General features: G+C 67.7%; 24 protein-coding genes. 9 read left to right on the top strand and 15 right to left on the bottom strand.

All coding sequences use genetic code 11. The features are described 5' to 3' along the window. Window positions 1-69: 69 nt before the first annotated feature. The 4 genes from ATCM_RS04210 to ATCM_RS04195 form a co-directional block, all read right to left on the bottom strand. On the bottom strand, window positions 70-1,167 hold the full coding sequence (locus tag ATCM_RS04210; protein ID WP_132863002.1) for an acetylornithine deacetylase: 1,098 nt from the start codon (window positions 1,165-1,167) through the stop codon (window positions 70-72). A 169-nt stretch (window positions 1,168-1,336) separates the two neighbouring features. Beyond that, window positions 1,337-2,527 carry an argininosuccinate synthase gene (locus ATCM_RS04205; protein ID WP_132863001.1) on the bottom strand — a complete coding sequence of 397 codons (1,191 nt, stop codon included), beginning with the start codon at window positions 2,525-2,527 and terminating at the stop codon, window positions 1,337-1,339. 143 nt (window positions 2,528-2,670) lie between these two features. Next, window positions 2,671-3,681, bottom strand: a complete 1,011-nt coding sequence (locus tag ATCM_RS04200; protein WP_132863000.1) for an N-acetylornithine carbamoyltransferase — start codon at window positions 3,679-3,681, stop codon at window positions 2,671-2,673. Between the two features lie 303 nt (window positions 3,682-3,984). Beyond that, window positions 3,985-4,536: a hypothetical protein gene (locus ATCM_RS04195; protein WP_132862999.1), complete on the bottom strand. Its 552-nt coding sequence runs from the start codon at window positions 4,534-4,536 to the stop codon at window positions 3,985-3,987. A gap of 165 nt (window positions 4,537-4,701) precedes the next feature. Between ATCM_RS04195 and cysS the strand changes: the two genes are divergently transcribed. The 3 genes from cysS to ATCM_RS04180 all read left to right on the top strand — a co-directional run bounded on the left by cysS (window position 4,702) and on the right by ATCM_RS04180 (window position 7,949). Next, window positions 4,702-6,069, top strand: coding sequence for a cysteine--tRNA ligase (cysS, locus tag ATCM_RS04190; protein ID WP_132862998.1), 1,368 nt, complete (start codon window positions 4,702-4,704; stop codon window positions 6,067-6,069). Between the two features lie 198 nt (window positions 6,070-6,267). Next, the gene (locus ATCM_RS04185) at window positions 6,268-6,708 is read left to right on the top strand and encodes a SufE family protein (protein ID WP_132862997.1); all 441 of its coding nucleotides are present in this window, start codon (window positions 6,268-6,270) and stop codon (window positions 6,706-6,708) included. Next, a complete protein-coding gene (locus ATCM_RS04180) occupies window positions 6,705-7,949 on the top strand; it encodes an MFS transporter (RefSeq protein WP_132862996.1) in 1,245 nt (414 codons plus the stop codon). Before ATCM_RS04185 ends, ATCM_RS04180 begins: the two co-directional genes overlap by 4 nt. A 174-nt stretch (window positions 7,950-8,123) precedes the next feature. Here the strand turns inward: ATCM_RS04180 and ATCM_RS04170 are convergent, their stop codons facing one another. Beyond that, entirely contained in the window at window positions 8,124-8,579 is a 456-nt protein-coding gene (locus tag ATCM_RS04170) for a nucleoside deaminase (RefSeq protein WP_132862994.1), read from the bottom strand. Between the two features lie 70 nt (window positions 8,580-8,649). Beyond that, window positions 8,650-9,735, bottom strand: a complete 1,086-nt coding sequence (dksA, locus tag ATCM_RS04165; RefSeq protein WP_132862993.1) for an RNA polymerase-binding protein DksA — start codon at window positions 9,733-9,735, stop codon at window positions 8,650-8,652. A 260-nt stretch (window positions 9,736-9,995) separates the two neighbouring features. Here dksA and yidD point away from each other — a divergent pair, with 260 nt between their 5' ends. Genes yidD through ATCM_RS04150 form a run of 3 tightly spaced genes read left to right on the top strand, consistent with a single transcriptional unit; the run spans window position 9,996 to window position 12,467 of the window. Beyond that, window positions 9,996-10,268: a membrane protein insertion efficiency factor YidD gene (gene yidD, locus ATCM_RS04160; RefSeq protein ID WP_132866063.1), complete on the top strand. Its 273-nt coding sequence runs from the start codon at window positions 9,996-9,998 to the stop codon at window positions 10,266-10,268. Window position 10,269: 1 nt separating this feature from the next. After that, a complete protein-coding gene (locus ATCM_RS04155) occupies window positions 10,270-11,616 on the top strand; it encodes a dihydroorotase (protein ID WP_132862992.1) in 1,347 nt (448 codons plus the stop codon). Continuing rightward, window positions 11,616-12,467 carry a M23 family metallopeptidase gene (locus ATCM_RS04150; protein WP_165931118.1) on the top strand — a complete coding sequence of 284 codons (852 nt, stop codon included), beginning with the start codon at window positions 11,616-11,618 and terminating at the stop codon, window positions 12,465-12,467. The genes ATCM_RS04155 and ATCM_RS04150 overlap by 1 nt, the downstream gene beginning before the upstream one ends. Window positions 12,468-12,600: 133 nt before the next feature. Here ATCM_RS04150 and ATCM_RS04145 read toward each other — a convergent pair whose 3' ends face one another. The 5 genes from ATCM_RS04145 to efp form a co-directional block, all read right to left on the bottom strand. Continuing rightward, window positions 12,601-13,284 (bottom strand): squalene/phytoene synthase family protein, encoded by a 684-nt coding sequence (locus tag ATCM_RS04145; protein WP_132862990.1) that lies wholly within the window; start codon window positions 13,282-13,284, stop codon window positions 12,601-12,603. Between the two features lie 24 nt (window positions 13,285-13,308). Then, window positions 13,309-13,998, bottom strand: coding sequence for a phosphoglycolate phosphatase (locus ATCM_RS04140; protein WP_132862989.1), 690 nt, complete (start codon window positions 13,996-13,998; stop codon window positions 13,309-13,311). Beyond that, entirely contained in the window at window positions 13,995-14,717 is a 723-nt protein-coding gene (ubiG, locus tag ATCM_RS04135; RefSeq protein WP_132862988.1) for a bifunctional 2-polyprenyl-6-hydroxyphenol methylase/3-demethylubiquinol 3-O-methyltransferase UbiG, read from the bottom strand. Before ubiG ends, ATCM_RS04140 begins: the two co-directional genes overlap by 4 nt. A 43-nt stretch (window positions 14,718-14,760) precedes the next feature. Next, a complete protein-coding gene (locus ATCM_RS04130; protein WP_132862987.1) occupies window positions 14,761-16,110 on the bottom strand; it encodes a TRZ/ATZ family hydrolase in 1,350 nt (449 codons plus the stop codon). Between the two features lie 111 nt (window positions 16,111-16,221). Further along, window positions 16,222-16,788 (bottom strand): elongation factor P, encoded by a 567-nt coding sequence (efp, locus tag ATCM_RS04125; protein WP_132862986.1) that lies wholly within the window; start codon window positions 16,786-16,788, stop codon window positions 16,222-16,224. A 100-nt stretch (window positions 16,789-16,888) separates the two neighbouring features. On the opposite strand from efp, the gene epmB reads away from it, so the two are divergent. After that, on the top strand, window positions 16,889-17,917 hold the full coding sequence (gene epmB / locus ATCM_RS04120) for an EF-P beta-lysylation protein EpmB (RefSeq protein ID WP_132862985.1): 1,029 nt from the start codon (window positions 16,889-16,891) through the stop codon (window positions 17,915-17,917). Between the two features lie 15 nt (window positions 17,918-17,932). On the opposite strand, the gene ATCM_RS04115 is transcribed toward epmB, so the two are convergent. The 3 genes from ATCM_RS04115 to ATCM_RS04105 all read right to left on the bottom strand — a co-directional run bounded on the left by ATCM_RS04115 (window position 17,933) and on the right by ATCM_RS04105 (window position 21,817). After that, window positions 17,933-20,083: an EAL domain-containing protein gene (locus ATCM_RS04115; RefSeq protein ID WP_132862984.1), complete on the bottom strand. Its 2,151-nt coding sequence runs from the start codon at window positions 20,081-20,083 to the stop codon at window positions 17,933-17,935. Beyond that, window positions 20,080-20,967: a phosphate/phosphite/phosphonate ABC transporter substrate-binding protein gene (locus ATCM_RS04110; protein ID WP_132862983.1), complete on the bottom strand. Its 888-nt coding sequence runs from the start codon at window positions 20,965-20,967 to the stop codon at window positions 20,080-20,082. Before ATCM_RS04110 ends, ATCM_RS04115 begins: the two co-directional genes overlap by 4 nt. A gap of 91 nt (window positions 20,968-21,058) precedes the next feature. Further along, window positions 21,059-21,817, bottom strand: a complete 759-nt coding sequence (locus tag ATCM_RS04105; protein WP_132862982.1) for an RNA methyltransferase — start codon at window positions 21,815-21,817, stop codon at window positions 21,059-21,061. 120 nt (window positions 21,818-21,937) lie between these two features. Between ATCM_RS04105 and ATCM_RS04100 the strand changes: the two genes are divergently transcribed. Both ATCM_RS04100 and ATCM_RS04095 read left to right on the top strand, forming a co-directional pair. Continuing rightward, entirely contained in the window at window positions 21,938-22,765 is an 828-nt protein-coding gene (locus tag ATCM_RS04100) for an inositol monophosphatase family protein (protein WP_132862981.1), read from the top strand. A gap of 223 nt (window positions 22,766-22,988) precedes the next feature. Beyond that, a complete protein-coding gene (locus ATCM_RS04095; RefSeq protein WP_132862980.1) occupies window positions 22,989-23,375 on the top strand; it encodes a hypothetical protein in 387 nt (128 codons plus the stop codon). Window positions 23,376-23,466: 91 nt separating this feature from the next. On the opposite strand, the gene htpX is transcribed toward ATCM_RS04095, so the two are convergent. Then, window positions 23,467-24,333 carry a protease HtpX gene (gene htpX, locus ATCM_RS04090; protein WP_132862979.1) on the bottom strand — a complete coding sequence of 289 codons (867 nt, stop codon included), beginning with the start codon at window positions 24,331-24,333 and terminating at the stop codon, window positions 23,467-23,469. Window positions 24,334-24,405 lie beyond the last annotated feature (72 nt).

Here is a 24,405-nt window from a genome sequence, read left to right as displayed (position 1 = left end):
TGCGTCTACAAGGCGACCACGACGGTCGCGGGGGAGGAAGCCGGCGGCACGCCGCCGGGCCACTGCGGCTCAGGCGCCGCGTTGCAGGATGCTGTGCACCGATTCGACGTAACGCTGCAGCTGCTCCAGCGTGACGAACTCATCGGCGGTGTGGGCCTGGGCGATGTCACCCGGGCCGTACACCATCGTGGTGTAACCGCCGGCCGAGAACAGCGAGGCCTCGGTCCAGAAATCAACGGCGTTGCCGATCGGCAGGCCCAGCTCGTCGGCGATGTCGCGCGCGGCCAGGCGGTGTTCCTCGGCCCGGGCGATGTCGCCGGAGGGCAGGCTCGGGCCACGGAAGGTTTCCTCGAAATGCGCGGCCTGCGGCTCGGCGAAGCCGGCGAAGGTGGCCAGCAGCGCATCGATGTCCATCGACGGCAGTGGGCGGAAGCCGAAACGCAGCTCGGCTTCCGGCGCGATCATGTTGGCCTTGATGCCGCCTTCGACGCGGCCGATGTTGAAACGCAGGCCGGTCAGGCCGCCGAAGCGCGCATGTGCCAGCGACTCGATGTGGTCCAGCGCCTTGCCGCCCCAACGCATGGCCTGGTGCAGTGCACTGGCCGACGGGTCCTGCTTGCCGGAGGCATGCCCGGCGCGGCCGGCGAACTTCATCAACACCGAGCTGATGCCGCGGTGCGCCAGCACCGCCTCGCTCATGGTCGGCTCGGCCACGAGCACCGCTTCATAAGGGATGCCGCGTGCCAGGAAGGCGGCGATGCAACGCGGGTCGTTGGCTTCCTCGTCGCTGGAGAACAGGAACGCGGCGTCGCCGTCGCTGGCATTGGCGGCGGCCACCAGTGCGGCGGCGGCCCCCTTGATGTCGCACACGCCCAGGCCGACCACGCGGTCGTCGAGGCGGCGCATCACGTGCGGGTTGGCACTCCAGTGCGGGGAATCCGGCACCGTGTCCAGATGCACGTTGAACAGGAAACGGGGAGTGCCACGCACCGCGTACAGGCTGACCGCACCGGCACCGTGGTCGATCACCTCGACGTTGAAGCCCGGCAAGTGGTCGCGCAGGTAATCGAAGATGCCACCGGTGGTGATCGCACGCGGCGGGTTGCGGGTGTCGTAGGACACCAGCGCTTCGAGGTGCTGCAGGGTGGATTCGAGCAAGGTCGTCATGGTGGGCAGCGGCAGGTCATCAGGTCAGTGATCGAAGGCATCCCTTCCACCGCGTGCGGGGGAAGGTGCCCGGAGGGCGGATGGGGGCGCTTTGTGCTTCTGAATCTCATCAAGCCAAAGCCCCTCACCCCAACCCCTCTCCCGCATGCGGGAGAGGGGCTTCAACGGCTCAGCGATTGACCTGCGCGTACAGCGTCGAGCTCATGCCGAACAGCTTGATGAAGCCTTCGGCTTCCTCCACGCCCCAGTCCGCCGACTGCGCGTAGGTCGCGCCCTTGGCGTTGAGGATGTATGGCGAACGCACCGCCACCGCGTCGACGCGGCCACCGCGGGTTTCCAGCACCACTTCGCCGGTCACCTTGGCCTGGGAGGACTTCAGGAACGCCTCTATGTCGTACTTGAGCGGGTCGTGGTAGAAGCCTTCGTACACCAGCTCCACCCACTTGCGCGCCACTTCCGGCTTGAAGCGGTTCTGCTGCTTGGTCAGCACGGTGTCTTCCAGCGCGCGGTGCGCGGCCAGCAGCGAGACCAGGCCCGGTGCTTCGTACACGATGCGGCCCTTCAGGCCGATCACGGTGTCGCCGGTGTAGACGCCACGGCCCACGCCATAGGGCGCGAACAGCTTGTTGAGCTTGGCCAGGATCTGCTCACCCGGCAGTGCCTTGCCGTCCAGCTCAACAGCCACGCCTTCGACGAACTTCAAGGTCACGGTCAGCGGTTCGATCGGCCAGGCGCTGCGCGGTGCGCACCAGCCGCGTGCGCCCTCGCCCGGGGCTTCCCACTTGTCGATCTCGCCGCCGGACATGGTCAGGCCCAGCAGGTTCTCGTTGATGGTGTAGGCCTGCTGCTTGGCACGCACGCCAAAGCCGCGCTCTTCCAGGTACTTCTGCTCGTAGGCGCGGGTCTGGGTGTGCTCCTTCTGGATCTCGCGGATCGGCGCGACGATCACGTAGTCGCCCTGCGCCTTCACCGCCAGGTCGAAGCGCACCTGGTCGTTGCCCATGCCGGTGCAGCCGTGGGCGATGATGTTGGTGCCCAGTTCGGCGGCGCGCTTGAGCGCGGCATCGACGATCAGGTAACGGTCGGACACCAGCAGCGGGTACTGGCCCTGGTAGGCCTCGCCGGCCCACACGAACGGCTTGACGAAGCCTTCCCAGATCGCCGGGCCACCGTCGACGGTGACATGGCTGGTGACGCCCAGTTCGGCGGCACGCTTCTCGATGAAGTCACGCTCTTCGGCATCCACGCCGCCTGTGTCGGCGAACACGGTGTGCACGTTGTAGCCGCGCTCCTGCAGGTAGGGCACGCAGAAGCTGGTGTCGAGGCCGCCGGAGAAGGCGAGGACGATGTCTTTGCTCATGGGGAAGAAGTCTCTGCTGTTGATCTTTAAGCCCCTCTCCCTCCGGGGGAGGGGTTGGGAAGGGGGCGAACGAATGAAGGTGCATCTGGAGCAAGGCGTTACCCTCACCCCACGCCCTCTCCCTTGGGAGAGGGGCTCAAGCGTTACTTGCCGGCCAACGCCGCCATGATCGCCTTCTGCACATGCAGGCGATTCTCGGCTTCATTGATGGCGATACATTGCGGCGAATCCATGACAGCGTCGGTCGCCTTCACGTTGCGGCGCAGCGGCAGGCAATGGCTGAACACACCGTTGTTGGTCAGCGCCATCTTGGCTTCGTCAACGATGAAGTGCTTGTACTGGTCGCGGATCGGCTTCTCCGGCTCCCAGTTGCCGAAGAACGGCAGCGCGCCCCAGCTCTTGGCGTAGACCACGTCGGCACCGGCGTAGGCGCTGCGGATGTCATGGCTGACCTGCAGCGAACCGCCGCTCTCGGCTACGTTCTGCTCGGCCCAGCCCATGTAGCGCTCGTCCAGCACGTAATCCGGGGTCGGGCACAGCAGGGTCACGTCCATGCCCATGCGGGTGGCGATGGTCAGCGCCGAGTTGGCGACCGCCGTGTTCAGCGGCTTGGGGTGGTAGGTCCAGGTCAGCACGTACTTCTTGCCGCGCAGGTCGGTGGTGCCGAAATGCTCCTGCAGCGCCAGGATGTGGGCCAGCTCCTGGCACGGGTGGGTGATGGTCTCCATGTTGATGACCGGCACCGGCGAGTACTTGGCGAAGCTCCTGAGCACGATGTCCTGGCGGTCGTAGGCCCAGTCCACGAACTTCGGGAACGCGCGCACGCCGATCAGGTCGACGTAGCGGCCCAGCACCTTGGCCACCTCGGCGATGTGCTCCTCGGTGTCACCGTCCATCACCGTGCCCAGGTTGAACTCGATCGGCCACGCGTCCTTGCCCGGCTGCAGCACCACGGCATGCCCGCCCAGTTGGAAGGCACCCAGCTCGAAGCTGGTGCGGGTACGCATGGAGGGGTTGAAGAACACCAGGGCGATCGACTTGCCCTTCAGCTCGTCACCCAGCTTGTTCTGCTTGAACCGCGTCGCCTGGGCGAGCAGTGCATCAAGGTCGGCCCGGCTCCAGTCCTGGGTGTTCAAGAAGTGCTTCAGAGACATCAATCCATCCTTTGCTGCGGGAAGTTGCCGTTGCCGGCGGTTGGATGCGCCGGGGCGCGACTCATTGCGTTTGAAACTTTTGGTGGCGCGAAAACGAAAAAACCCAGCCTGGGCTGGGTTTTCCGAACAGACAGCACGAAGCTCCGGCTTACCCAGCGAATATGTGGGATTCCGGTCGGCGGGCACGCGAGGTCATGCCGGAGGCCATCCGGGCGGTGCTGGTTTCGTGCTGGAAGCTGTTCGCCTTCATAGCGCCGAATACTCGCATGCGGCCCTGCGGCACGCAAGTGCCGCGGCGCAGCATCAGGGGATGCTCGGGGTGGTTTCGAACGACTGGCCGATATCCGGGGTGATCGACACCCGCAGTTTCAGGCGGTTGCCCGGATCTTCCGGCAGGCGCGAGCGGAACTTGATGCCCTTGTAGACGTAGTCCACGTCGTAGGCGATGGGACGGCGGAACTCGCGGCCGACCTCGACGATCCTGCATTCGGGCGTCAGCAGCGCGCTGGCGCCGGGGTGATGGACCTGGCTGCTGTCCTCGACCGCCTCCTCGCCTTCCCCGCGCGTGAAGATGCCGCGCACCGAATCCCAGAAACGGCGGAAACCGCCCTTCTCCTCCTCGCCCTTGACCTGCACCGGGGCCAGCGTGCGGGTGGATACCGGCTCGCAGTGCTCTTCGGTACGGGTGGCGCGCAGGGTCTGGAAGACCGGCTCGACATTGAGAACCTGCGCATAGTCGTAGCGCACGTTCTCCATGATCACCACGCGATTGCGCTGGTCACCGTCCTGCGCCTGGGCCGCAACGGGACCGGCGGCGAACAGGCTGGCAAACAACAGAAACGGAGCGGATTTCATCAATGAATTCGATCAAGGCCCGGGATGGGGGGCAACAATAGTGTAGGCAGGCGAACTGCCCCGGGCCTGAACATTACCCATCCGCAGGCGTTCTGCCCAGCCCGGCTGTGCCCCGCCCGGCCCGGACCGCTAGAATTGGGCGATTCGTTCCTCCCCCGGAAGACCATGACCCTGCGCCTGCACAACAACCTGACGCGGCAGCTGGAGCCGTTCGCTCCGCTCGATCCCTCCGCCCCGACCATGTATGTGTGCGGCCCCACCGTCTACAACTACGTCCACATCGGGAATGCCCGTGGCCCGGTCGTCTTCGGGGTACTGGCCGACCTGCTGCGGCGCCGCCATGGTGCGCTGCGCTACGCCCGCAACATCACCGACGTGGATGACAAGATCAACGCCGCGGCCAAGGAACAGGGGGTGCCGATCTCGGCCATCACCGACCGCTTCGCCGCCGCCTACCGACAGGACATGGCCGCACTGGGCGTGGTCCCGCCGGACATCGAGCCGGAGGCCACCGCGCACATCCCGCACATCATCGCGATGATCCAGGACCTGATCGACAGCGGCCACGCCTACGCGGCCGAGGGCCATGTGCTGTTCTCGGTGGGCAGCTTCAAGGACTACGGCAAGCTCTCGCGGCGTGACCCGGAGGAAATGCTGGCCGGCGCCCGCGTCGAGGTGGCCCCGTACAAGCGTGATGCCGGTGATTTCGTGCTGTGGAAGCCCTCCAGCGACGACCTGCCGGGCTGGGACTCGCCCTGGGGCCGTGGCCGCCCGGGCTGGCACATCGAGTGCTCGGCCATGGCTGCCGCCCACCTGGGCCCGACCATCGACATCCATGCCGGTGGCGTGGACCTGCAGTTCCCGCACCACGAGAACGAGATCGCGCAGAGCGAATGCGCCCATGGCGGGCAGACCTTCGCCCGCTTCTGGCTGCACAACGGTATGCTCAACTTCGGCGGCGCCAAGATGAGCAAGTCACTGGGCAACATCGAGCGCGTCCACGACCTGGTCCGCCAGCACCCGCCGGAGGCCCTGCGCTATGCGCTGCTGTCGGCGCACTACCGGCAGCCGCTGGACTGGTCGGACAACCTGATCGAGCAGTCGGTCCGCACCCTGGACCGGCTGTACGGCACCCTGCGTGACCTGGCCGATGTCGAGGCGACCGCCCAGATCCCGGCCGCGGTCGAGGCGGCGCTGGACGATGACCTCAACACGCCGCTGGCACTGGCCGAAGTGGCGCGACTGGCCGCCGAGGCCCGCAAGGCCGAAAGCGCCCAGGACAAGGCCCGCCTGAAGCGCGAGCTGCTCGGTGCCGGGCTGGCGCTGGGCCTGCTGCAGCAGGCGCCGGCGGCGTGGTTCAGCCGCGGCGCCGAAGCCGGCGACGATGCCCGTATCCAGGCCTTGATCGACGAGCGCATCGCCGCCAAGAAGGCCCGTGACTTCGCCCGTGCCGATGCCATCCGCGACCAGCTGGCGGCGGAGAACATCGTGCTGGAAGACACCCCGCAGGGCGTGCGGTGGAAGCGGGGCTGAGGCCTCTGTTTTCCCTCACCCCAACCCCTCTCCCGCGGGCGGGAGAGGGGCTTCAAACACTGCAGTCGCTCAGTTTCGCCTCAACATGCGCTGAGCTGAGCCCCTCTCCCGCACGCGGGAGAGGGGTTGGGGTGAGGGCAGAACCGCCCGCCCCACCGGCCCGCCCATCAACTGGAGCGGGCAAGAACAGGAACCCCCATGACCGACACGATTTTCCCGCTCGAACCCACCCCCGCCGACGCCCAGGCCGCCATTGCCGACGAGTTCTCCTTCTTTGGCGACTGGTCCGAGCGCTACCAATACCTGATCGACCTCGGCCGCAAGTTGCCGACCTTCCCGGAAGAATGGAAGACCGAGGAGCACCGCCTGCTCGGCTGCCAGTCGATGGTCTGGATCGTGCCGGAAGGCAACGCCGACAAGCTGGTCTTCCATGCCATCAGTGATTCGGCCATCGTCTCGGGCCTGATCTACCTGGCCCTGCGCGTCTACTCCGGTCGCTCGGCCGCCGAGATCCTGGCCACCGAGCCGGACTACGTGGCCGCCATCGGCCTGGCCAAGCACCTCTCGCCGACCCGCAGCAACGGCCTGGCCGCGATGCTGGCCTTCATCCGCGAAACTGCCCAAGCGCAGTCGCGGTGAGCGCCCCCGCCGGCGACGCCAGCGCCCTGACCCTGCTGCGCCAGCCGGGCTTCGCGTCACTGCTGCTGTACCGCATCGCCGCGATGCTGTCCTACCAGATCGTCGCGGTCACGGTCGGCTGGCACATCTACGAGATCACCCGCAATCCGTTCTCGCTGGGCCTGATCGGCCTGGCCGAGGTGCTCCCGTTCTTCTGCGTGGCCCCGTTCGCCGGCTATCTGGTTGACCACCTGCCCCGCCGCAGGCTGGGCATGGCGGCCAGCCTCGGCCTGATCGCTACCGCGGTGGTGCTGGCATCGGTGGCGATGGGCTGGCTACCGTTCAAGGGCGTCTGGCCGATCTACTTGGCCATCGCGCTGACCGGCATGGTCCGCGCCTTCCTGTCACCGATCTACAACGCGCTGTTCGCGCGGGTGTTGGCACGCGAGCAGTTCGCGCGCGGGGCCGGCTTCGGCAGCGTGGTGTTCCAGACCGGCATGGTGGTCGGCCCGGCACTGGGCGGCGTGCTGGTCGGCTGGGGCGGCAAGGGCCTGTCCTATGGCGTGGCCGCGGTGATGGCGACGCTGGCGCTGCTGGCGCTGGCCTCGCTCCGGGTCAGCGAACCGCCCCCGCCGCAGACGCGCGCACCGATCTTCGCCAGCATCGCCGAAGGCGCGCGCTTCGTGCTGGGCAACCAGATCATGCTCGGCGCAATGGCGTTGGACATGTTCTCGGTGCTGCTGGGTGGCGTGGTGGCGATGCTGCCGGCCTTCATCCAGGAGATCCTGCACTACGGCCCGGAGGGCCTTGGCATCCTGCGCGCGGCGCCGGCGCTGGGCTCGATCTGCGTGGGGCTGTGGTTGGCGCGCCGACCGTTGCAACGCAATGCCGGGCGCGTGCTGCTGTTCGCGGTGGCCGGCTTCGGCCTGTGCGTGATCGCGTTCGGGCTGTCCCAGCACTTCTGGCTGTCTGCGGCCATCCTGCTGTTCTATGGCGCCTGCGATGGCGTGTCGGTGGTGGTGCGCTCGACCATCCTGCAGTTGGCCACGCCGGATGAGATGCGCGGCCGGGTGTCCTCGATCAACGGCATCTTCATCAGTTCGTCCAATGAACTGGGCGCGTTCTACGCCGGCACCATGGCCCGTTGGCTGGGGCTGGTCCCGGCGGCGGTCATCGGCGGCTGCGCGGTGCTTGGCGTGGCCGGGGTCACCGCCTGGAAGGCGCCGCAGCTGCGCCGGTTGAACCTGCGCGACCTGCAGTAAAGGCCTGCCCTCATCCGCCCTGCGGGCACCTTCTCCCGCAGGCGGGAGAAGGGAGGGTGTTCGAGATTGCATGGACCGCCTGGGTCCATCCGACTGCCGGGCTGTCGCAGGCGCTCCCTTCTCCCGTGGACGGGAGAAGGTGCCCGCAGGGCGGATGAGGGTGCCGCTTGCCCGCTACGACTTCACTCCCCACTCCGCATACAGCCCCTGCTCGCCCGCCGGCTTCCATTGGCGCAGGCCGGAGGCCGGTGCCGCCGGTCCTTCGGCCAAGCGTGCGTACACCGCGCCGGTCGACAGGCCGAACGGCTCTGCGTCCTCATTCGAATAGGCGAACCAGGCCTGCTGGATCCCGCACAGGTACATCGCAGCCAGGCACATCGGGCACGGATGGCCGCTGGCATACACGCTGCAGCCATCCAAGCGAGGGCTCCCGAGCACAGCACTGGCAAGGCGGATGGCGCGCATCTCCGCGTGATCGGTCGGGTCGTGGCTGGCATGGATACCATTGGCCGCTTCGGCCAGCACCTTGCCGTCCTTCACCAGGACCGCACCGAATGGGCGCCCACCGACGGCGATGTTCGCGCGCGCCAGTTCCAGCGCGCGGCGCATGAAAACGTCCTGCTCTGCCATCTTCTCCCACCTCCAGAAAGACAGAACCCCGCCAGGGCGGGGTTCTGCAGGGTGCATCACGCCGGGACGATCAGTCGCCCTGCTGCTTCTGCAGGTGCTCCCAACGCTCCTGCGCATCAATCGTGCGCTCGGCGGTGAGACGGGCTTCCAGGCGGTCCAGGCCGATCTCTTCGCCGGTGTCCACGCAGTAGCCGTAATCTCCGGCTTCCAGGCGCTTGAGCGTGCTGTCGATCTTGCCGATCAGCTTGCGGTAGCGGTCGCGGGTACGCAGTTCCAGCGAGTTCTCGGTCTCACGGGTGGCGCGCTCGGCTTCATCGCCGATGTCACGCACTTCTTCGCGCAGGTTCTCGATGGTCTGCTTCGATTCCTCGACCAGGTCGGCGCGCCACTGCAGCAGGCGCTGGCGGAAGTACTCCTGCTGCAGCGTGCTCATGTACTCCTCGTCGGCGCTGGGCTTGTAGCCGGCCGGCAGGATCGGACGACCGGACGCTTCGTCGGTCTTGTATTCGACAACCTTGTACTTGCTGCGCGGTGCCGGGGCCGCCGAACGGGCGGTTACGGCAACCGCCACCTTGCCGACCGGACGGACGGCTGCAGGCGCTGCGGACTTGACGACGGTGGTTTTGACGGGGGATTTCGAAACAGGCACGGGATTCTTGATTTGCGGGGCCTTGGGCGCGGGCGTCGGCTTGGCGGCCGGCTTGGGGGCCGGTGCTGCAACCTTCTTGGCGACTTCGGCCGGGACAGGCTTGGCCGTCACCGGCTTGGCGGCCGGCTTCGGTACGGACTTGACCACGGGCGGGGTGGCTGGCGTCTTTGCGGGCTTGGCAGCGGGCTTGTCCGCCACCTTCTTTGCCGCGGGCTTGGCCACCGGCTTGGCGGGCACCTTCTTCGCAGGTGCTGCCGGCTTGGCAGCCGTTTTCTTGGCAACGGCGGGCTTGGGCGCCGCCTTCTTGGCCGGAGCCACCGGTTTGGCCACCGCCTTCTTGGCAACAGCCGCCTTCTTGGCGGGCGCTGCAGCCTTCTTGGCGGCCGGCTTGGCAGCCTTGGCGACCGGCTTCTTTTCAACCGGCTTGGACGCCGCCTTCTTGACTACAGGTTTGGCGGTTTTCTTGGCGACCTTGACGGCCTTCTTTGCAGGTTTTTTAGCAGCCACGAAACGCTCTTCCTTGTTTCCCCCGGGGCCCGGGAAAGCGGGCCTTTATAGCCTACCCGACCAGCAGCAGCAACCGCGCCGGGCCCCGTTGCCTGAACGGATGCCCGACCCGTGCAATACAGGTCCGGTGGCGTCACCGGACCGTTTCGCGCAGTTCGGAACGTAACCAGGAGCCATCCGCCCCTGGCTGGCTCGGCAAAACCCGCAGGCATTGCCGCAGCCGTCCGCGCATCGTGCGACAAATCCAATGGCAATGCCAACTGGCATATCATTCGGGGGTGATCGGCCGCCTACTCATCGCCGTACTGCGCTTGTACAAGCGCTTCATCAGCCCCCTGCTCGGGCCGCGCTGCCGTTTTGTCCCCAGTTGCTCTGAATACGGTATGGAAGCCATCCGCGTACACGGGCCATTGCGTGGCTGCTGGCTGACGCTGCTGCGGCTGGGCCGCTGCCAGCCCTTCCATCCCGGCGGTTTCGACCCGGTACCGGGGCGGCCCGATTCCCCCTCTTGCCGCTGTACAGGAAAACACTGACATGTCCTCCACGCTCATCACCAACGCCCGCATGGTCAACGAAGGCCGCACTTTCGATGGCGACCTGCGCATCGAGAACGGCCGCATCGCGCAGATCGGTACCGGACTGTCCCCGCGTGATGGCGAACAGGTGGTGGACGCCGCCGGACGCTGGCTGCTGCCGGGCATGATCGACGACCAGGTGCATTTCCGCGAACCGGGCCTGACCCACAAGGGTGACATCGCCACCGAATCGGCCGCGGCCGTGGCCGGTGGCCTGACCAGCTTCATGGACATGCCCAACACCAACCCGCCGACGCTGGATTCGACCATCCTCGAAGCCAAGTACGAACTGGCCAAGGGCCGCGCCTGGGCCAACTACGGCTTCTACCACGGCGCCAGCAACGACAACCTCGAGGCCATCCGCGTACTCGACCCGAAGAAGGCGCCGGGCGTGAAGGTGTTCATGGGCGCGTCCACCGGCAACATGCTGGTCGACAACCCGGAAACCCTGGACGCGATCTTCCGCGAATGCCCGACCCCGATCATCACGCACTGCGAAGACACGCCGATGATCGACGCCAACCTGAAGGCGTTCCAGGACAAATACGGCGACGCACTGACCCCGGAGATGCACCCGGATATCCGTTCGCGCGAGGCCTGCATCAAGTCGACCCGGCTGGCGATGTCGCTGGCACGCAAGCACGGCACCCGCCTGCACGTGCTGCACATTTCCACCGCCGATGAGCTGGCGTTGTTCGAGAAGGGCCCGTTGATCCGCGCCGATGGCAGCCGCAAGCAGATCACCGCCGAGACCTGCGTGCATTTCCTGCACTTCGCCCGCCCGGATTACGCCACCAAGGGCAACCTGATCAAGTGCAACCCGGCGATCAAGGACGTGGCCGACCGCGAGGCGATCACCGCCGCGCTGGCCGACGACGTGCTCGACGTACTCGCCACCGACCACGCCCCGCATACCTGGGAAGAGAAGCAGAAGCCCTACGCCCAGGCGCCGTCCGGCCTGCCGCTGGTGCAGTACGCGCTGGTCGCCGCGCTGGAGCGCGTGCACGAAGGCAAGCTGACCCGCGAGCAGGTGGTGCAGAAGTTCGCCCATGCGCCGGCGCAGCTGTTCGATGTGGAGCAGCGCGGTTTCCTGCGCGAGGGCTACTTCGCCGACCTGGTGCTGGTGGAGGACGTGCCGTTCACCGTCAAGCGCGAGGACGTGCTGTCCAAGTGCGGCTGGTCGCCGTTCGAAGGCACCACCTTCCGCTCGCGCATCGCCTCCACCTGGGTCAATGGCCAACTGGTGTGGGACGGCAGCAAGCTGGTGGGCGCCCCGGCCGGCCAGCGCATGACCTACGACCGCTGATGCATTCGTCCTTCCTGTTCGGGGCGCTGCTGCTGGCCGCGCCCCTGTTCCCCGCCCCGTCCGTGCAGGCACAGGACGGCATCGGCGAGCTGGTCGACAACCGCGTGGTGTTCCCGGCCAGTGCCTCGCAGGGCGCGATGGTGATTGGCAAGGTGCCTGCGGGCAGCAGCGTGCGCTATGCCGGCCGTGACCTGCGGGTCAGCAGCTATGGCAGCGTGGTGTTCGGCATCGGTCGCGACGAAAAGGGACCGCTGCAGGTGCAGGTGCGTCGCCCGGATGGCAGCAGCGAAACCGCCAGCATCGTGGTGACCCCACGCGACTGGCCGACCGAACGGGTCAACGGCGTGCCGCCGAAAACAGTGAACCCGCCGCCGGCCATCGCCGAGCGCATTGCCCGCGAGCAGGCACTGGTGACCGAATCACGCCGGCGCGACGACAACCGCACCGACTTCACCCAGACCTTCGCGTGGCCGGTGCAGGGCCGCATCAGTGGCCGCTTCGGCAACGCCCGTGTCTACAACGGACAACCGGGCAGCGGCCACTCCGGCATGGACATCGCGGTGCCGACCGGCACGCCGGTGAAGGCCCCGGCGGCCGGCATCGTCACCTTCGCCAACCCGGACCTGTACCTGACCGGCGGCACGCTGGTGCTCGACCATGGCTTCGGCATCAGTTCCAACTTCCTGCACCTCTCGCGCATCGACGTGAAGGTCGGCGACCGCATCGAGCAGGGCCAGACCATCGCCGCGGTCGGCGCCACCGGGCGCGCGACCGGGCCGCACCTGCATTGGGGCATGAACTGGTTCGACACGCGGATCGACCCGCTGCTGGTGCTGGAGCGCGCAAGGTAGGCGCCCCTTCAGGCGCGAAGCCGGCAACATCGGCAACCGGGCTTTGTGAATGGCGGAATAGCTTCCAGCTTCGCGGCCAAGGCCGCTCCTGCGGTTTGCAGGAGCGCCTTCAGGTGCGAAGCGGGCGACGGCCTTACCCGCGTGCGGCCCACCAGCTGCGCCACAACAGCGCGGCCGGGCTGGGCTGGTACTGCCCGCCCTTCAGCACGGCCTGCAGGCGGGCGCGGGCCAGCGACGCGTACAGACGACGCGGGCGCGGGCCGGCCACCCGCGACGGCCATGCGGCCAGCAACTGCCGCTGCCACTGCGCCTCGTCGCCGGCGGCGAGCGGCACCACCGCTACACCCAGCTCCTGCACCCGGTGCGCCAGGGCCTGGGTGAGCACGGCCTCTCCGGCCGCCTTCGCCGGTGCCTGCTTGAACATCGCCGCCTCCACCGCGGCTACCGCAGCGGCATAGCCCGCCAATCCGGCGCGCGCCTGGGCCCCATCGGCAACGCGCTCGCGCGCGTCGACCAGGCCCGGCAGGGCATCGGCCAGCTGCGCCCATGGCGCACGCACCGGCTCCAGTACGCGACCCAACGGATGCCGCGAGCGCTGGCTGTCCCAACTGCGCAGTTCCTCACCCCACCACGCCAGCTTGGCGTCCGATGGCGTGGGGTCACCACTGACGTTGAGCATGTCATCGAACTCCTGCAGCAGCGCGAACCACGCCACCGCGCGTTCGCGCATGCCCTCCTCGACGAAGCGCTCGACGAAGACCCATTCCGGCCACCGCTCACGCCACTTGTCCAGGAAGCTGTCCAGCGCACTGCTCACGTCATTACCTCGATGTTCGTTGGTTCAGGCCGAAGCCCGTCGGGTCAGCGGCCATGCGTCCGCCTGCCAGAGCTGCTGCGGCAGCTCGCAATACTGGTCGGCCTGCCAGGTGGCCGGATCGTCGTGGTCCAGCCGGTAGCCCCACAGCGCGGCCACCGACGGCATGCCCGCCGCGCGCGCGGCGACGATGTCGCGCTCGTCGTCGCCGACGTACACGCAGGCCGCCGCTGCCACGTGGATCTGCTGGGCAGCCACCTGCAGCGGCAACGGGTGCGGCTTGCGTTCGGCCAGCGTGTCGCCGCCGATGAGCACCGCGCAGCGCTGCTCCCAACCCAGCTGGGGCAGGATCTGCCGGGCCAGGTACTCCGGCTTGTTGGTGACGATGCCCCACACGCAACCGGCCTGCTCCAGCGTGCGCAGCAGCGATTCGACGCCGTCGAACACCTGCGCGTGCCGGCCGATCAGTGATTCGTACAGGTCAAGGAATTCCGGCACCAGCGCATGCCGCTCGCTCTCGGCCATGTGCGGGAAAGCCACCGCCAGCATCGCCCGCGACCCCTTGGAAACCACAGGCCGCAGCTGTTCCAGTGCGACCCCGTCCATGTTGCGCGCCTGGCGCATGGCATTGACGGTGGCGACGAAGTCCGGGGCGCTGTCCAGCAAGGTGCCGTCCAGGTCGAACAGCACCGCCGCCGGGAACCGGGGAGCAGTCATGCCTGGTCCGGCTTGACCGCGTAGGCCAGGTAGTTGATGTCGGTGCGGCTGCTCAGGCGCGCGCGGTTGCGCCACGGCTCGTAGGCCATGCCGCTGACGTCCTGCAGCTGCAGGTCGGCCTGGCGCAACCAGGCGCCCAGCTCGGCCGGCTTGATGAATTCCTGATAGTGATGCGTGCCCTTGGGCAGCAGGCGGGCGATGTACTCCGCGCCCACCACCGCCACCGCGAACGCGGCCGGGGTGCGGTTGATGGTGGACAGGAACAGCTTGCCGCCGGGACGCAGCAGGCGCTGGCAGGCGGCGATGATCGCCCCCGGGTCCGGCACGTGCTCCAGCATCTCCATGCAGGTCACCACGTCGAAGCCGCCCGGCTGCTCGGCGGCCAGGTCCTCGGCGGCCTGCACGCGGTAGTCCACCTGCACGCCCGACTCCAGGCCATGCAGGCGCGCCACCTTGACCAGCTCCGGCGCCAGGTCGATCGCGGTCACCTGTGCCCCTTCCTTGGCCAGGGCCTCGCTGAGCAGGCCGCCACCGCAGCCGATGTCCAGCACCTTGGCGCCGCGCAGCGTCGCGCGGTCGGCCACGTACTGCAGGCGCACCGGGTTCAGGGCGTGCAACGGCTTCTGCGGGCCGTCGGCGTCCCACCAGCGGTTGGCCAGCGCGGCGAACTTGTCCAGTTCGGCCTGATCGAAATTGGTGGAGGCGGTAGATGCACTCATTGCGGTGTCCTCATGGGGCCGCCTGCGCGGCCCGGTGGCGCCATCAGGCGCGGATGTTACGGATGCGGTCGCGCCACTGGCGGGCGTTGGCGGTGATCGCCTGCACGTCCATGCCGACCAGCTCGCGCTGGACCAGCTTGGGCTTGCCGGCGATCCACACGTCGCTGACCTGATGACGGCCAACGGCATAGACCAGCTGCGACAGCACGTGGTGCAGCGGCTGGGTTTCCAGCGCCGACAGGTCCACGCAGACCAGGTCGGCCTGCTTGCCGACTTCGATCGAGCCGATCTGCTCGCCGAAGCCCAGCGCGCGTGCGCCGCCCAGGGTGGCCGCACGCAGCGTGGTCGCCGCGTCCAGCGCGGTGGCGTCGTTGGCCACGGCCTTGGCCAGGATGGCCGCGGTGCGGTTCTCGCTGAACATGTCCAGGTCGTTGTTGCTGGCGCAGCCGTCGGTACCGATGGCCAGGTTGACCCCGGCCCGCACCAGCGCGCAGGCCGGGCAGAAACCGGAGGCCAGCTTCAGGTTCGATTCCGGGCAATGCACCACGCTCACGCCGCGCTCGGCACACAGGTGGATCTCGGCGTCGGTGAGCTGGGTCATGTGCACCGCGATCAGGCGCTCGTTGACCAGCCCCAGCCGGTCCAGGCGCGCCAGCGGGCGCTGGCCGTGCAGCTGGATCGAATCGGTGATCTCCTGCGCGGTCTCGTGCGTGTGCAGGTGCACGCGCACGTCCAGCTGGTCGGACAGCATCCGCACCCGCTCGAAGTTGGCGTCACTGACCGTGTACGGCGCGTGCGGCGCGAAGGCGGTGCCGATCAGCGGGTCGTCGCGCCACTGGTCGTGCAGCTCGGTGGCACGGGCGAAGTACTCATCGTCGGTCCTGGCCCAGGCACTGGGGAAGTCGATGATCACCGAGCCCACCAGCGCGCGGAAGCCATGCTTCTTGTAGACCGCGGCCTGCACGTCGGCGAAGAAGTAGTTCTCGTTGGCGCAGGTGGTGCCGCCACGCAGCATCTCGGCGATCGCCAGGGTGGTGCCGTCGGCGACGAATTCCGGGCCGATCACCGCCGCTTCCACCGGCCAGATGTGCTCGCGCAGCCAGGTCATCAGTGGCAGGTCGTCGGCCACGCCTCGCAGCAGCGTCATCGGGTTGTGGGTGTGCGCGTTGACCAGGCCCGGGATCAGCACCGCGTCCGGACGCGAAACCACCTGCTTCGCGGCAAAACGGGCCCGTGCCTGCGCACGCGGCAGGATCGCCACGATCCGGCCGTCGCTCACCGCGACCGCGTGGTCTTCCAGCACCACCGCGTGCGGCTCGACCGGGACCACATGGCCGGCTTCGATCAGGAGGTCACATTGCTGGGGTTGGGCGTCACTCACGGGGGTCACCATCTGTTGCCATGACAAACCGGCGCAGCGGCCGGATGCGAACAGGCGCCGCATCCCCGCCACCGGCAGCGCGAGGCTGTGCGGCAACGGGTGGCGGCGCCTGCATCGTGTTGCTTACTTGACGCGGGCCGAATATTCGCCGGAGCGGGTATCGACGCGGATCACTTCATCCTGGCTGACGAACAGCGGCACGCGGACCACGGCGCCGGTTTCCAGGGTGGCCGGCTTGCCGCCGCCGCCGGAGGTGTCACCGCGCACGCCCGGGTCGGTCTCGGTGATCTTCAGCTCGACGAAGTTCGGCGGCTGCACGGCGATCGGCTCACCGTTCCACAGGGTGACCACGCAGGACTCCTCGCCCTTGAGCCACTTCTCGGCGCCGCCCATGCCGGCCTTGGTCGCCTGCACCTGCTCGAAGGTTTCCGGGTCCATGAAGTGCCAGAACTCGCCGTCGCTGTACATGTAGTTCATGTCGGTGTCCACGACGTCGGCCGCATCCAGCGAGTCGGTCGACTTCATGGTGATTTCCTGCGTGCGGCCGTCCTTGATCAGGCGGTACTTCACGCGGGTGAATGCCTGGCCCTTGCCCGGCTTGACGTACTCGGTGTCGATGATGACCGCCGGTTGGTTGTTGACCAGGATCTTCATCCCGTTCTTGACGTCATTCATGCCGTAAGCGGCCATGCAAAAACTCCTGAGGTAGCAAAACCGGCGCGTTCATTGGCCGGCCGGATTAGAATGGAAGGCCCGCCAGCAGGCGGGGTATCTGTTTTTCTGACCGCCAATGATAACCGCAGCCCCCGCCCGCACTCCAGAAAAAGCCGTCCTGCCCCTGCCCGCCGACCGGTGGCAGGCCCACTGGCGGCAGGCCATCCGCGACCCGGCGGAGCTGCTGGCCCTGCTCGGCCTGCAGGCCGGGGACCTGGGCGTTTCAGCGCAGGCGCTGGCGCAGTTCCCGTTGCGGGTGCCGCGCGGTTTCGTGGCCCGGATGCGCCCGGCCGACCCGGCCGACCCGCTGCTGCGGCAGGTGCTGCCCATTAATGCCGAGATGCAGGTGGTGCCCGGGTTCAGTTTCGACGCGGTGGGCGACGGCGATGCCCGCAAGGCCACCGGGGTGATCCAGAAGTACCGTGGCCGTGCCCTGCTGGTGGCCACCGGCAGCTGCGCGATCCACTGCCGTTACTGCTTTCGCCGCCATTTCGACTACGCCGGCGAGAACGCGGCGAAGGGCGGCTGGCAGGAGGCCATCGACGCCATCGCCGCCGATCCCGGCATCGACGAGGTCATCCTCAGCGGCGGCGACCCGCTGTCACTGGCCACCTCCAAGCTGGCCGAGCTAACCGACGCATTGGCCGCGATCCCGCACCTCAAGCGCCTGCGCATCCACAGCCGCCTGCCGGTGGTGTTGCCCGAACGCGTGGACGACAGCCTGGTGCAATGGCTGGCGGCCCTGCCCTGGCCGGTAGCCTTCGTCATCCATGCCAACCATGCCAACGAATTCGATGCCAGCGTGGACACCGCGCTGGCGCGCCTGCGCGGCACCGGCGCCCAGTTGCTGAACCAGGCCGTGCTGCTGCGCGGGATCAACGACGACCTGGACAGCCTGGCGGCGCTGAGCGAGCGCAGTTTCGCCGCCGGCGTGCTGCCCTATTACCTGCACCAGCTCGACCGCGTGCAGGGCGTGGCCCACTTCGAGGTCAGCGACGAACAGGCCCTGGCCCTGCATGCCGGGCTGATGGCGCGGCTGTCCGGGTACCTGGTGCCCAAACTGGTGCGCGAGATCGCCGGCGACACCAGCAAGCGACCGCTCTGAGCCAGCCGCCGCCGGTCAGTCGGCGGCCAGCGCCTGCGGCCCCGGGCGCAGCATCCGCACCAGCTCGCCGGCTTCCACCGGCCGGCCCAGCCAGTACCCCTGGACCAGGTCGCAGCCGCGCTGGCTGAGCAGTTCGAACTGCGCCTCCTGCTCCACGCCCTCGGCCACCACGGTGATGCCCAGTGCATGCGCCATGGCGATGATCGCCGTGGTCAGCGCCAGGTCGTCCGGGTCGCGTTCCATCTCGGCGACGAAGCTGCGGTCGATCTTGACCCCGTCCACCGGCACCTGGCGCAGGTGGCTCAGGCCCGAGAAGCCGGTGCCGAAGTCGTCCAGCCAGACCTTGACCCCGGCCCGGTGCAGCTTCTCCAGCAGCGACACGGCCAGCATCTCGTCGCCGATCACCGCGGTTTCGGTCAGCTCCAGGTGCAGGCGCGAGGCAGACAGACCCGAGGCATGCAGGCTGTTCTCCACCTCCGACACCAGGTCGCCGTTGCGCAGCTGCCGCGGCGAGACGTTGACCGAGATGAACAACTCCTCGCCCAGGTGGTTGCGCGGCCACTGCGTGGCCTGCTCGCAGGCCAGGCGCAGCACCTTGGGGCCGAGCGCCTGGATCAGGCCGCTCTGTTCGGCCACATCGATGAACACCGACGGCGCGATCGCACCCAGCGTGGGGTGGTCCCAACGCAGCAGCACCTCCACGCCCGCCAGCACCCGGTCGCGGGTACGGAAGATGGGCTGGTACACCAGCCGCAGCTCATCGCGGCCCCAGGCGCCGCGCAGTTCCTGCTCCAGGTGCAGGCGCCGCTCGACCGCATGGTCCATCGCCCGGTTGTAGTAGCGGAAGCAGTTCTTGCCGGCCAGCTTGGCCTGGTACATGGCGATGTCGCCGTTCTTCAACAGCGCCGTGGCATCCACCGCGTCCTCGGGGAACAGGGTGATGCCGATCGAGCTGCCCAGGAAGATCTCGCGGCGCTGTACCTGCAGCGGACGCCCCAGTTCCAGCACCAGCCGCTCGGCCAGCCGGGTGGCGGTCTCGGCCACGATGCGCTCGCCGCTGTCGATCAGGATGACGAACTCATCGCCACCGAACCGGGCCAACAGGGCATCCTCGCCGCCCTCCTGGTCCACCGCCGCGGCGATGCGCTGGGCGAACTGCAGCAGGGCGTCGTCGCCGGCCTCGTGGCCAAGCGTGTCGTTGACCCGCTTGAACTCGTCGATGTCGATGAACAACAACGCCAGCCCATGGTTGGCCGACTTGGCCTTGGCCAGCCGGTGGTCGAGCGCCTCGCGAAACGCCAGGCGGTTGGTCAGCCCGGTCAACGCGTCGGTATAGGCCATCTGCCGGACTTCGCGATCATGCCGGGCGATGCTCTGGCTCATCCGGTCGAAGGTGCGCAGCAGCTCACCCACCTCGTCACGCCGCGCGGTGGCCTGCACGTTGATCCGGTAGTCACCGCGCTCGATCCGCTGCGCGGCATCGCCCAGCCAGCGGATCGGCTGCACCAGCGTGCGCTGCACGTAGATCATCATCACCACGGCGAAACCGACCAGCAGCGCCATCAGCGCATAGATCCAGCCCATCTGCCGGCTGCGCGCGTCCTCCATGCGCGCGGCCAGCGCCTGCATCGCCACCGCCTCCTGCACGCGCACCGGCGCCAGTTCCATGCCGACCCGCACCCCACCCAGCCGCTGGTCGCCGATATGGATCGGCAAATCCACCTCCAGGATCGACGGCGAGCTTTGCACCAGCATCCGGTCGGCCTGCACCGCAGCCTCCGCCAACGGGTCGGACATGGCCTGGCCGTAGCCGGCCACGTCGAACGAACCGTCGTGGATCAACCGCCCCTCGTGGTCGTGCACCAGCACATAGCTGACCGACTTCTGGCCAGCGGTGTTGCGCACCAGCGTGCCGATCGCCGACAGGTCGGAGTAGTACAACGGGTTGACCAGGGCCTCGGCCAGCGCATTGGCCAGCGCGGTGCCGCGCTCGCGCACGCTCTGGTCGAACACCTGGCTGACCACCTCGCCACTGCTGCGCAGCACTTCCTTCTGCACCGCCGCCTGCCGGGTCAGCATCAGCACCACCAGCAGCAGCACGACCAGCAATGCACCGCCCGCAGCCAGCATGAAGCGCGCGCGCAGGCCAAAACGGGGAGTGTTCATTCGACTTCCATCCTGACCCGTGCCAGGCCGTTGCGCAGCCGGTCCAGGGCGCGCTGACTGTCCGCGTCCACCGGGTGGAACCCGGTGGTGCCGAAAAACTTGGCCAGCGCCGGACCGGCCAACGGGTCGCCACTGGCCTCGAGCAGGACCGCCCGCAGGCGTTCGCGGACCGCCGGCTCCAGGTCGCCCCGCACCATCTCCACCGCGCGCGGGATCGGCTCGCTGCGGTAGATCACCCGCAGGTCCTGGCGGAAGGCCACCGGCATGGCATGGTCGTCGGCCCAGTCAATGCTGCTGAACGCACCTGCATCGACCACCCGCTTGTGCACATAGGTGGAGATGTTCAGCTCCGACCGGGCGAACACGTAGCCCACCGCGTCGGCGGCGGGCGCGTCCTGCGGAGTGAGCAGGATTTCCGGTGGCACGCCGTGCTGCAGCAGCTCCATCGCCGGCACCAGGTAGGCGCTGGTTGAAAGCGTGCTCTGCAGTGCCAGGGTCCGGCCCTTGAGGTCGTCCAGCGTCTGGATGGGGCTGTCGCGGCGCACGAAGAAGACACAGTGGTAGGCGCTCACGCCGTTGCGCTCGGTCAACAGCAGTGGCTGCGCCTGGGCGCGCTGCTGCAGCGCCATGGCCGTCCCCGAGGTCTCGGTGACCCAGTCCACCCGCCCGCGACGCAGGTAGCTGCTCATCTGCTGTGCGTCCCGGGCCATCAGGATGCGTCCTTCGACGATCCCGACCTCGCGCATCCGTGGCACGACGTAGTCCAGCAACGGCTTGAGCTGGTCGTAGTGGGCCTTCGGATCATCACTGATCCGCCCCAGTACCAGCACCGAACGCTCCACCGCGCTTCCTTCCAGCGGCTGCAAGACAGCAGCCACCAGCACGGCTCCCCAAAGCCATCGAAACACACGCAAAACGGCAACTCCCCTGTTGATCCGTCAAGCGTACCGGAAATATTGCAACGTGATGTACTTCTCAGTTACGTCCTTCGGACGCCAGGCGCGCCATCCGCTGCGCGTCGGCCAGGATCCCCCGCAGCAGGCGTACCTCCTGCTCGGACAGGTCAGCCTTCATGAACAGGCGGCGCAGCTTGCGCAGGGCCGATTCCGGCGCACGGCCCTTGTGGAAATCGATCGCATCCAAGGTTTCGCCGAACTGCCCGAACAGCCCTTCGAGCTGGGCATGGCTGGCCGGCGCCTCGCCGTAGCCGGGCTCCCGTTCCGGCTGCGCCTGACCTTCCAGCACGGCCATGCGCACCTCGTAGGCCAGCACCTGCACCGCGGCGGCCAGATTCAGCGAGCTGAACTCCGGATTGGAGGGGATGTGCACGGCCAGGTGGCACAGCTGCAGTTCCTCGTTGGTCAGGCCGGTCCGCTCGCGGCCGAACACAAAAGCCACCTCCCCGCCCTCCTCGCTGGCCTTGGCCACGGCGCGCTGCCCGGCCACTTCCGGCAGCAGCTCTTCCAGCTGGACCCGGCGCGAGCGCGCCGTGCAGCCCAGCACCAACCGGCAGTCGGCCACGGCCTCGGCCAGGGTCGCGAACACCGGGGCGTCACCGAGCAGGTCCTCGGCACCGGCCGAGCGGCGCAACGCCACCTCGTCCAATGGCTTTTCCGGGGCCACCAGCACCAGCCGGGCCAGCCCCATCGTCTTCATCGCGCGGGCGGCAGCACCGATGTTCCCAGGGTGCTGGGTACCAACAAGGACGAAACGGATACGGGTGGAAGCAGGCATGGTTTATAAAAAATCAGGAACGGGACAGCTGCGAATGGTAAACTGCGCGGCCGGCCAGTGCGCCGGACCTGCTCTTTTCCCCCGCCAATCCGATCTCTGCCTTCACGGGAGCCTTACGCCATGCAGAAACCCGCCGTCACCGTCATGGTCAAGGCCGCCCGCCTCGCCGGCAACGTCCTGCTCCGCAACATCAACAAGCTCGAAGCGCTCAACGTGGTGCAGAAGGGTCGGATGGATTACGCCAGCGAAGTCGATGGCGATGCGGAAAAGGTGATCATCAAGGAACTCAAGCGCGCCTACCCCAGCTACGGCATCCTCGGTGAAGAGGGCGGCGTGCAGGGCAGCGGCCGCCAGATGTGGGTGATCGACCCGCTCGACGGCACCAGCAACTACCTGCACGGCTTCCCGCATTACTGCGTGTCCATCGCGCTGGTGGAGAACGGCGAGCCGACCGACGCGGTCATCTTCGACCCGCTGCGCAACGAGCTGTTCACCGCCTCCAAGGGGGCCGGCGCCGTGCTCAACGACCGCCGCATCCGCGTCAGCGACCGCAAGGACCTGGCCGGCGCGATGGTCCACACCGGCTTTGCCCCGCGCGAGCGCGCCCGTGCCAGCGCCCAGCTCAAGACCGTCGACGCCCTGCTGGTACAGGCCGAAGACGTGCGTCGCGTGGGTTCGGCGGCACTGGATCTGGCCTACGTGGCCTGCGGCCGCGCCGATGCCTATTTCGAGGCCGGCGTGAAGGCCTGGGACATCGCCGCCGGCGTGCTGCTGGTCCGCGAAGCCGGCGGCAAGGTCTGCAACTACCGCGGCGCCACCCTGGCCCGCATGGACGACAAGGGCCCGGAAACCCAGCAGGTGGTCGCCGGCAACATCAAGGTCTGCGAAGCCCTGCAGCAGGTGATCGTCAACACCGGCTATGCCGCCGAGTTCGATCCGAAGTTCTGATCGCCCTGGAGCTGCACACCGCAAACGGCACCCACAAGGGTGCCGTTTCTGTTTGCGCGGCCGGTAAAGCGCGCCAGAGCACTGCCGGGAACGTCGCGCCGAGCAGGGCGCTGCGCTCCCCCTTCCTGCCACGCAGCGTCGGGGTACCGGAACACGCGAGGTTCTGGCTACGATACCGACGTGCCGCCGTGAAGCAGGCACCGTTCAAGATCAGGGAGGAGCCATGAAACGATCGTTCATCTGCATCATTGCCAGCCTGGCGGCGCTGAACAGCGCATGTGGGCAGGAACCGGCGGACCCGCCGGCACCCTTTCCCCCGCAGGCCATCCCCATGTGCAAGGAACAGATCGATTCGGCCCGGCGGACCGGCCTGCTCGATCTCCGGCACACCACCGCCCGTGGTGGCACCGTGCTGACCGTGGATACCTGGAACCAGCTCCCGCCCGAGTTCCAGCAACTGCTTGCTCACTGCACCGCCTATATCCTGACCGGCAGCACCGACGCCCCCTCCGGCAAGCTCCTGTTCGTCGATGAGGACACTGACGAGGTGCTCGCGGTGCTGGATGCGAACGGCCTGCGCAATGTGAGGCGCTCGCCCGCCGGGCCATGACCGGTGGCGATGCCGGGCCCGGCATCGGCGCAACAAGACAGAACGCCCGGCGTTGGCCGGGCGTTCTGCTTCACGATGGTTGTTCAAGCACTCACGCGACCGTGGATGCCTTCAGCGCGGCGATGCGCTCTTCCAGCGGCGGGTGGCTCATGAACAGCTTCCTGGCGGTGGCACCGGCGATGCCGAAGGCCGCGATCTGCGTCGGCAGCGTGCTCTGGCCATGGTTGAGCTTCAGGCGCTCCAGCGCGGCGATCATCTTCTGGCGGCCAGCCAGCGAGGCACCGCCATGGTCGGCACGGAACTCGCGGTGGCGCGAGAACCACATCGCGATGACCGTCGCGCCCAGGCCAAACACCATCTCCAGCACGAACACGATGATGTAGTAGGCAAAACCACGCCCACCGCCCTCGCGGTTGCCCGACAGCGCGCTGTCGATCACGCCGCCGACCACGCGGGCCAGCACGATCACGAAGGTGTTCAGCACGCCCTGCAGCAGGGCCATGGTGATCATGTCGCCGTTGGCCACGTGCGCGATCTCGTGGCCCAGCACGGCTTCGGCCTCGTCCTCGCTCATGTTGTGCAGCAGGCCGGTGGACACCGCCACCAGCGCGTTGTTGCGGTTGGCGCCGGTGGCGAAGGCGTTGATCTCCGGGGCGTCGTACACCGCCACTTCCGGCATGCCGATGCCCGCGGCCTTGGCCTGGCGGGCCACGGTGTCCAGCAGCCAGCGCTCGGTGGCGTTGCGCGGCTCGGTGATGACCACCGCGCCGGTGCCGCGCTTGGCCATGAACTTGGACAGCAGCAGCGAAATGATGGAACCACCAAAGCCGAAGATCGCGGCCATGACCAGCAGGCCGCTCATCTGCGCCGAGTTCACGCCCAGCAGCGACATCACGATGCTGGCCAGGATCAGCACCGCGAAGTTGGTCATCAGAAACAGCCCGATTCGGGTAAACATGGGAAACAATCCGTGAGGATGAAAAAGTGAGTTAAATCTGCGGGGGCCAACGCTTGAATTCAAGCGTGAATC

The organism is Stenotrophomonas sp. ATCM1_4, assembly GCF_004348115.1.
GTDB lineage: Bacteria > Pseudomonadota > Gammaproteobacteria > Xanthomonadales > Xanthomonadaceae > Stenotrophomonas > Stenotrophomonas capsici.
This window is presented reverse-complemented; position numbering and strand designations above follow the sequence as displayed.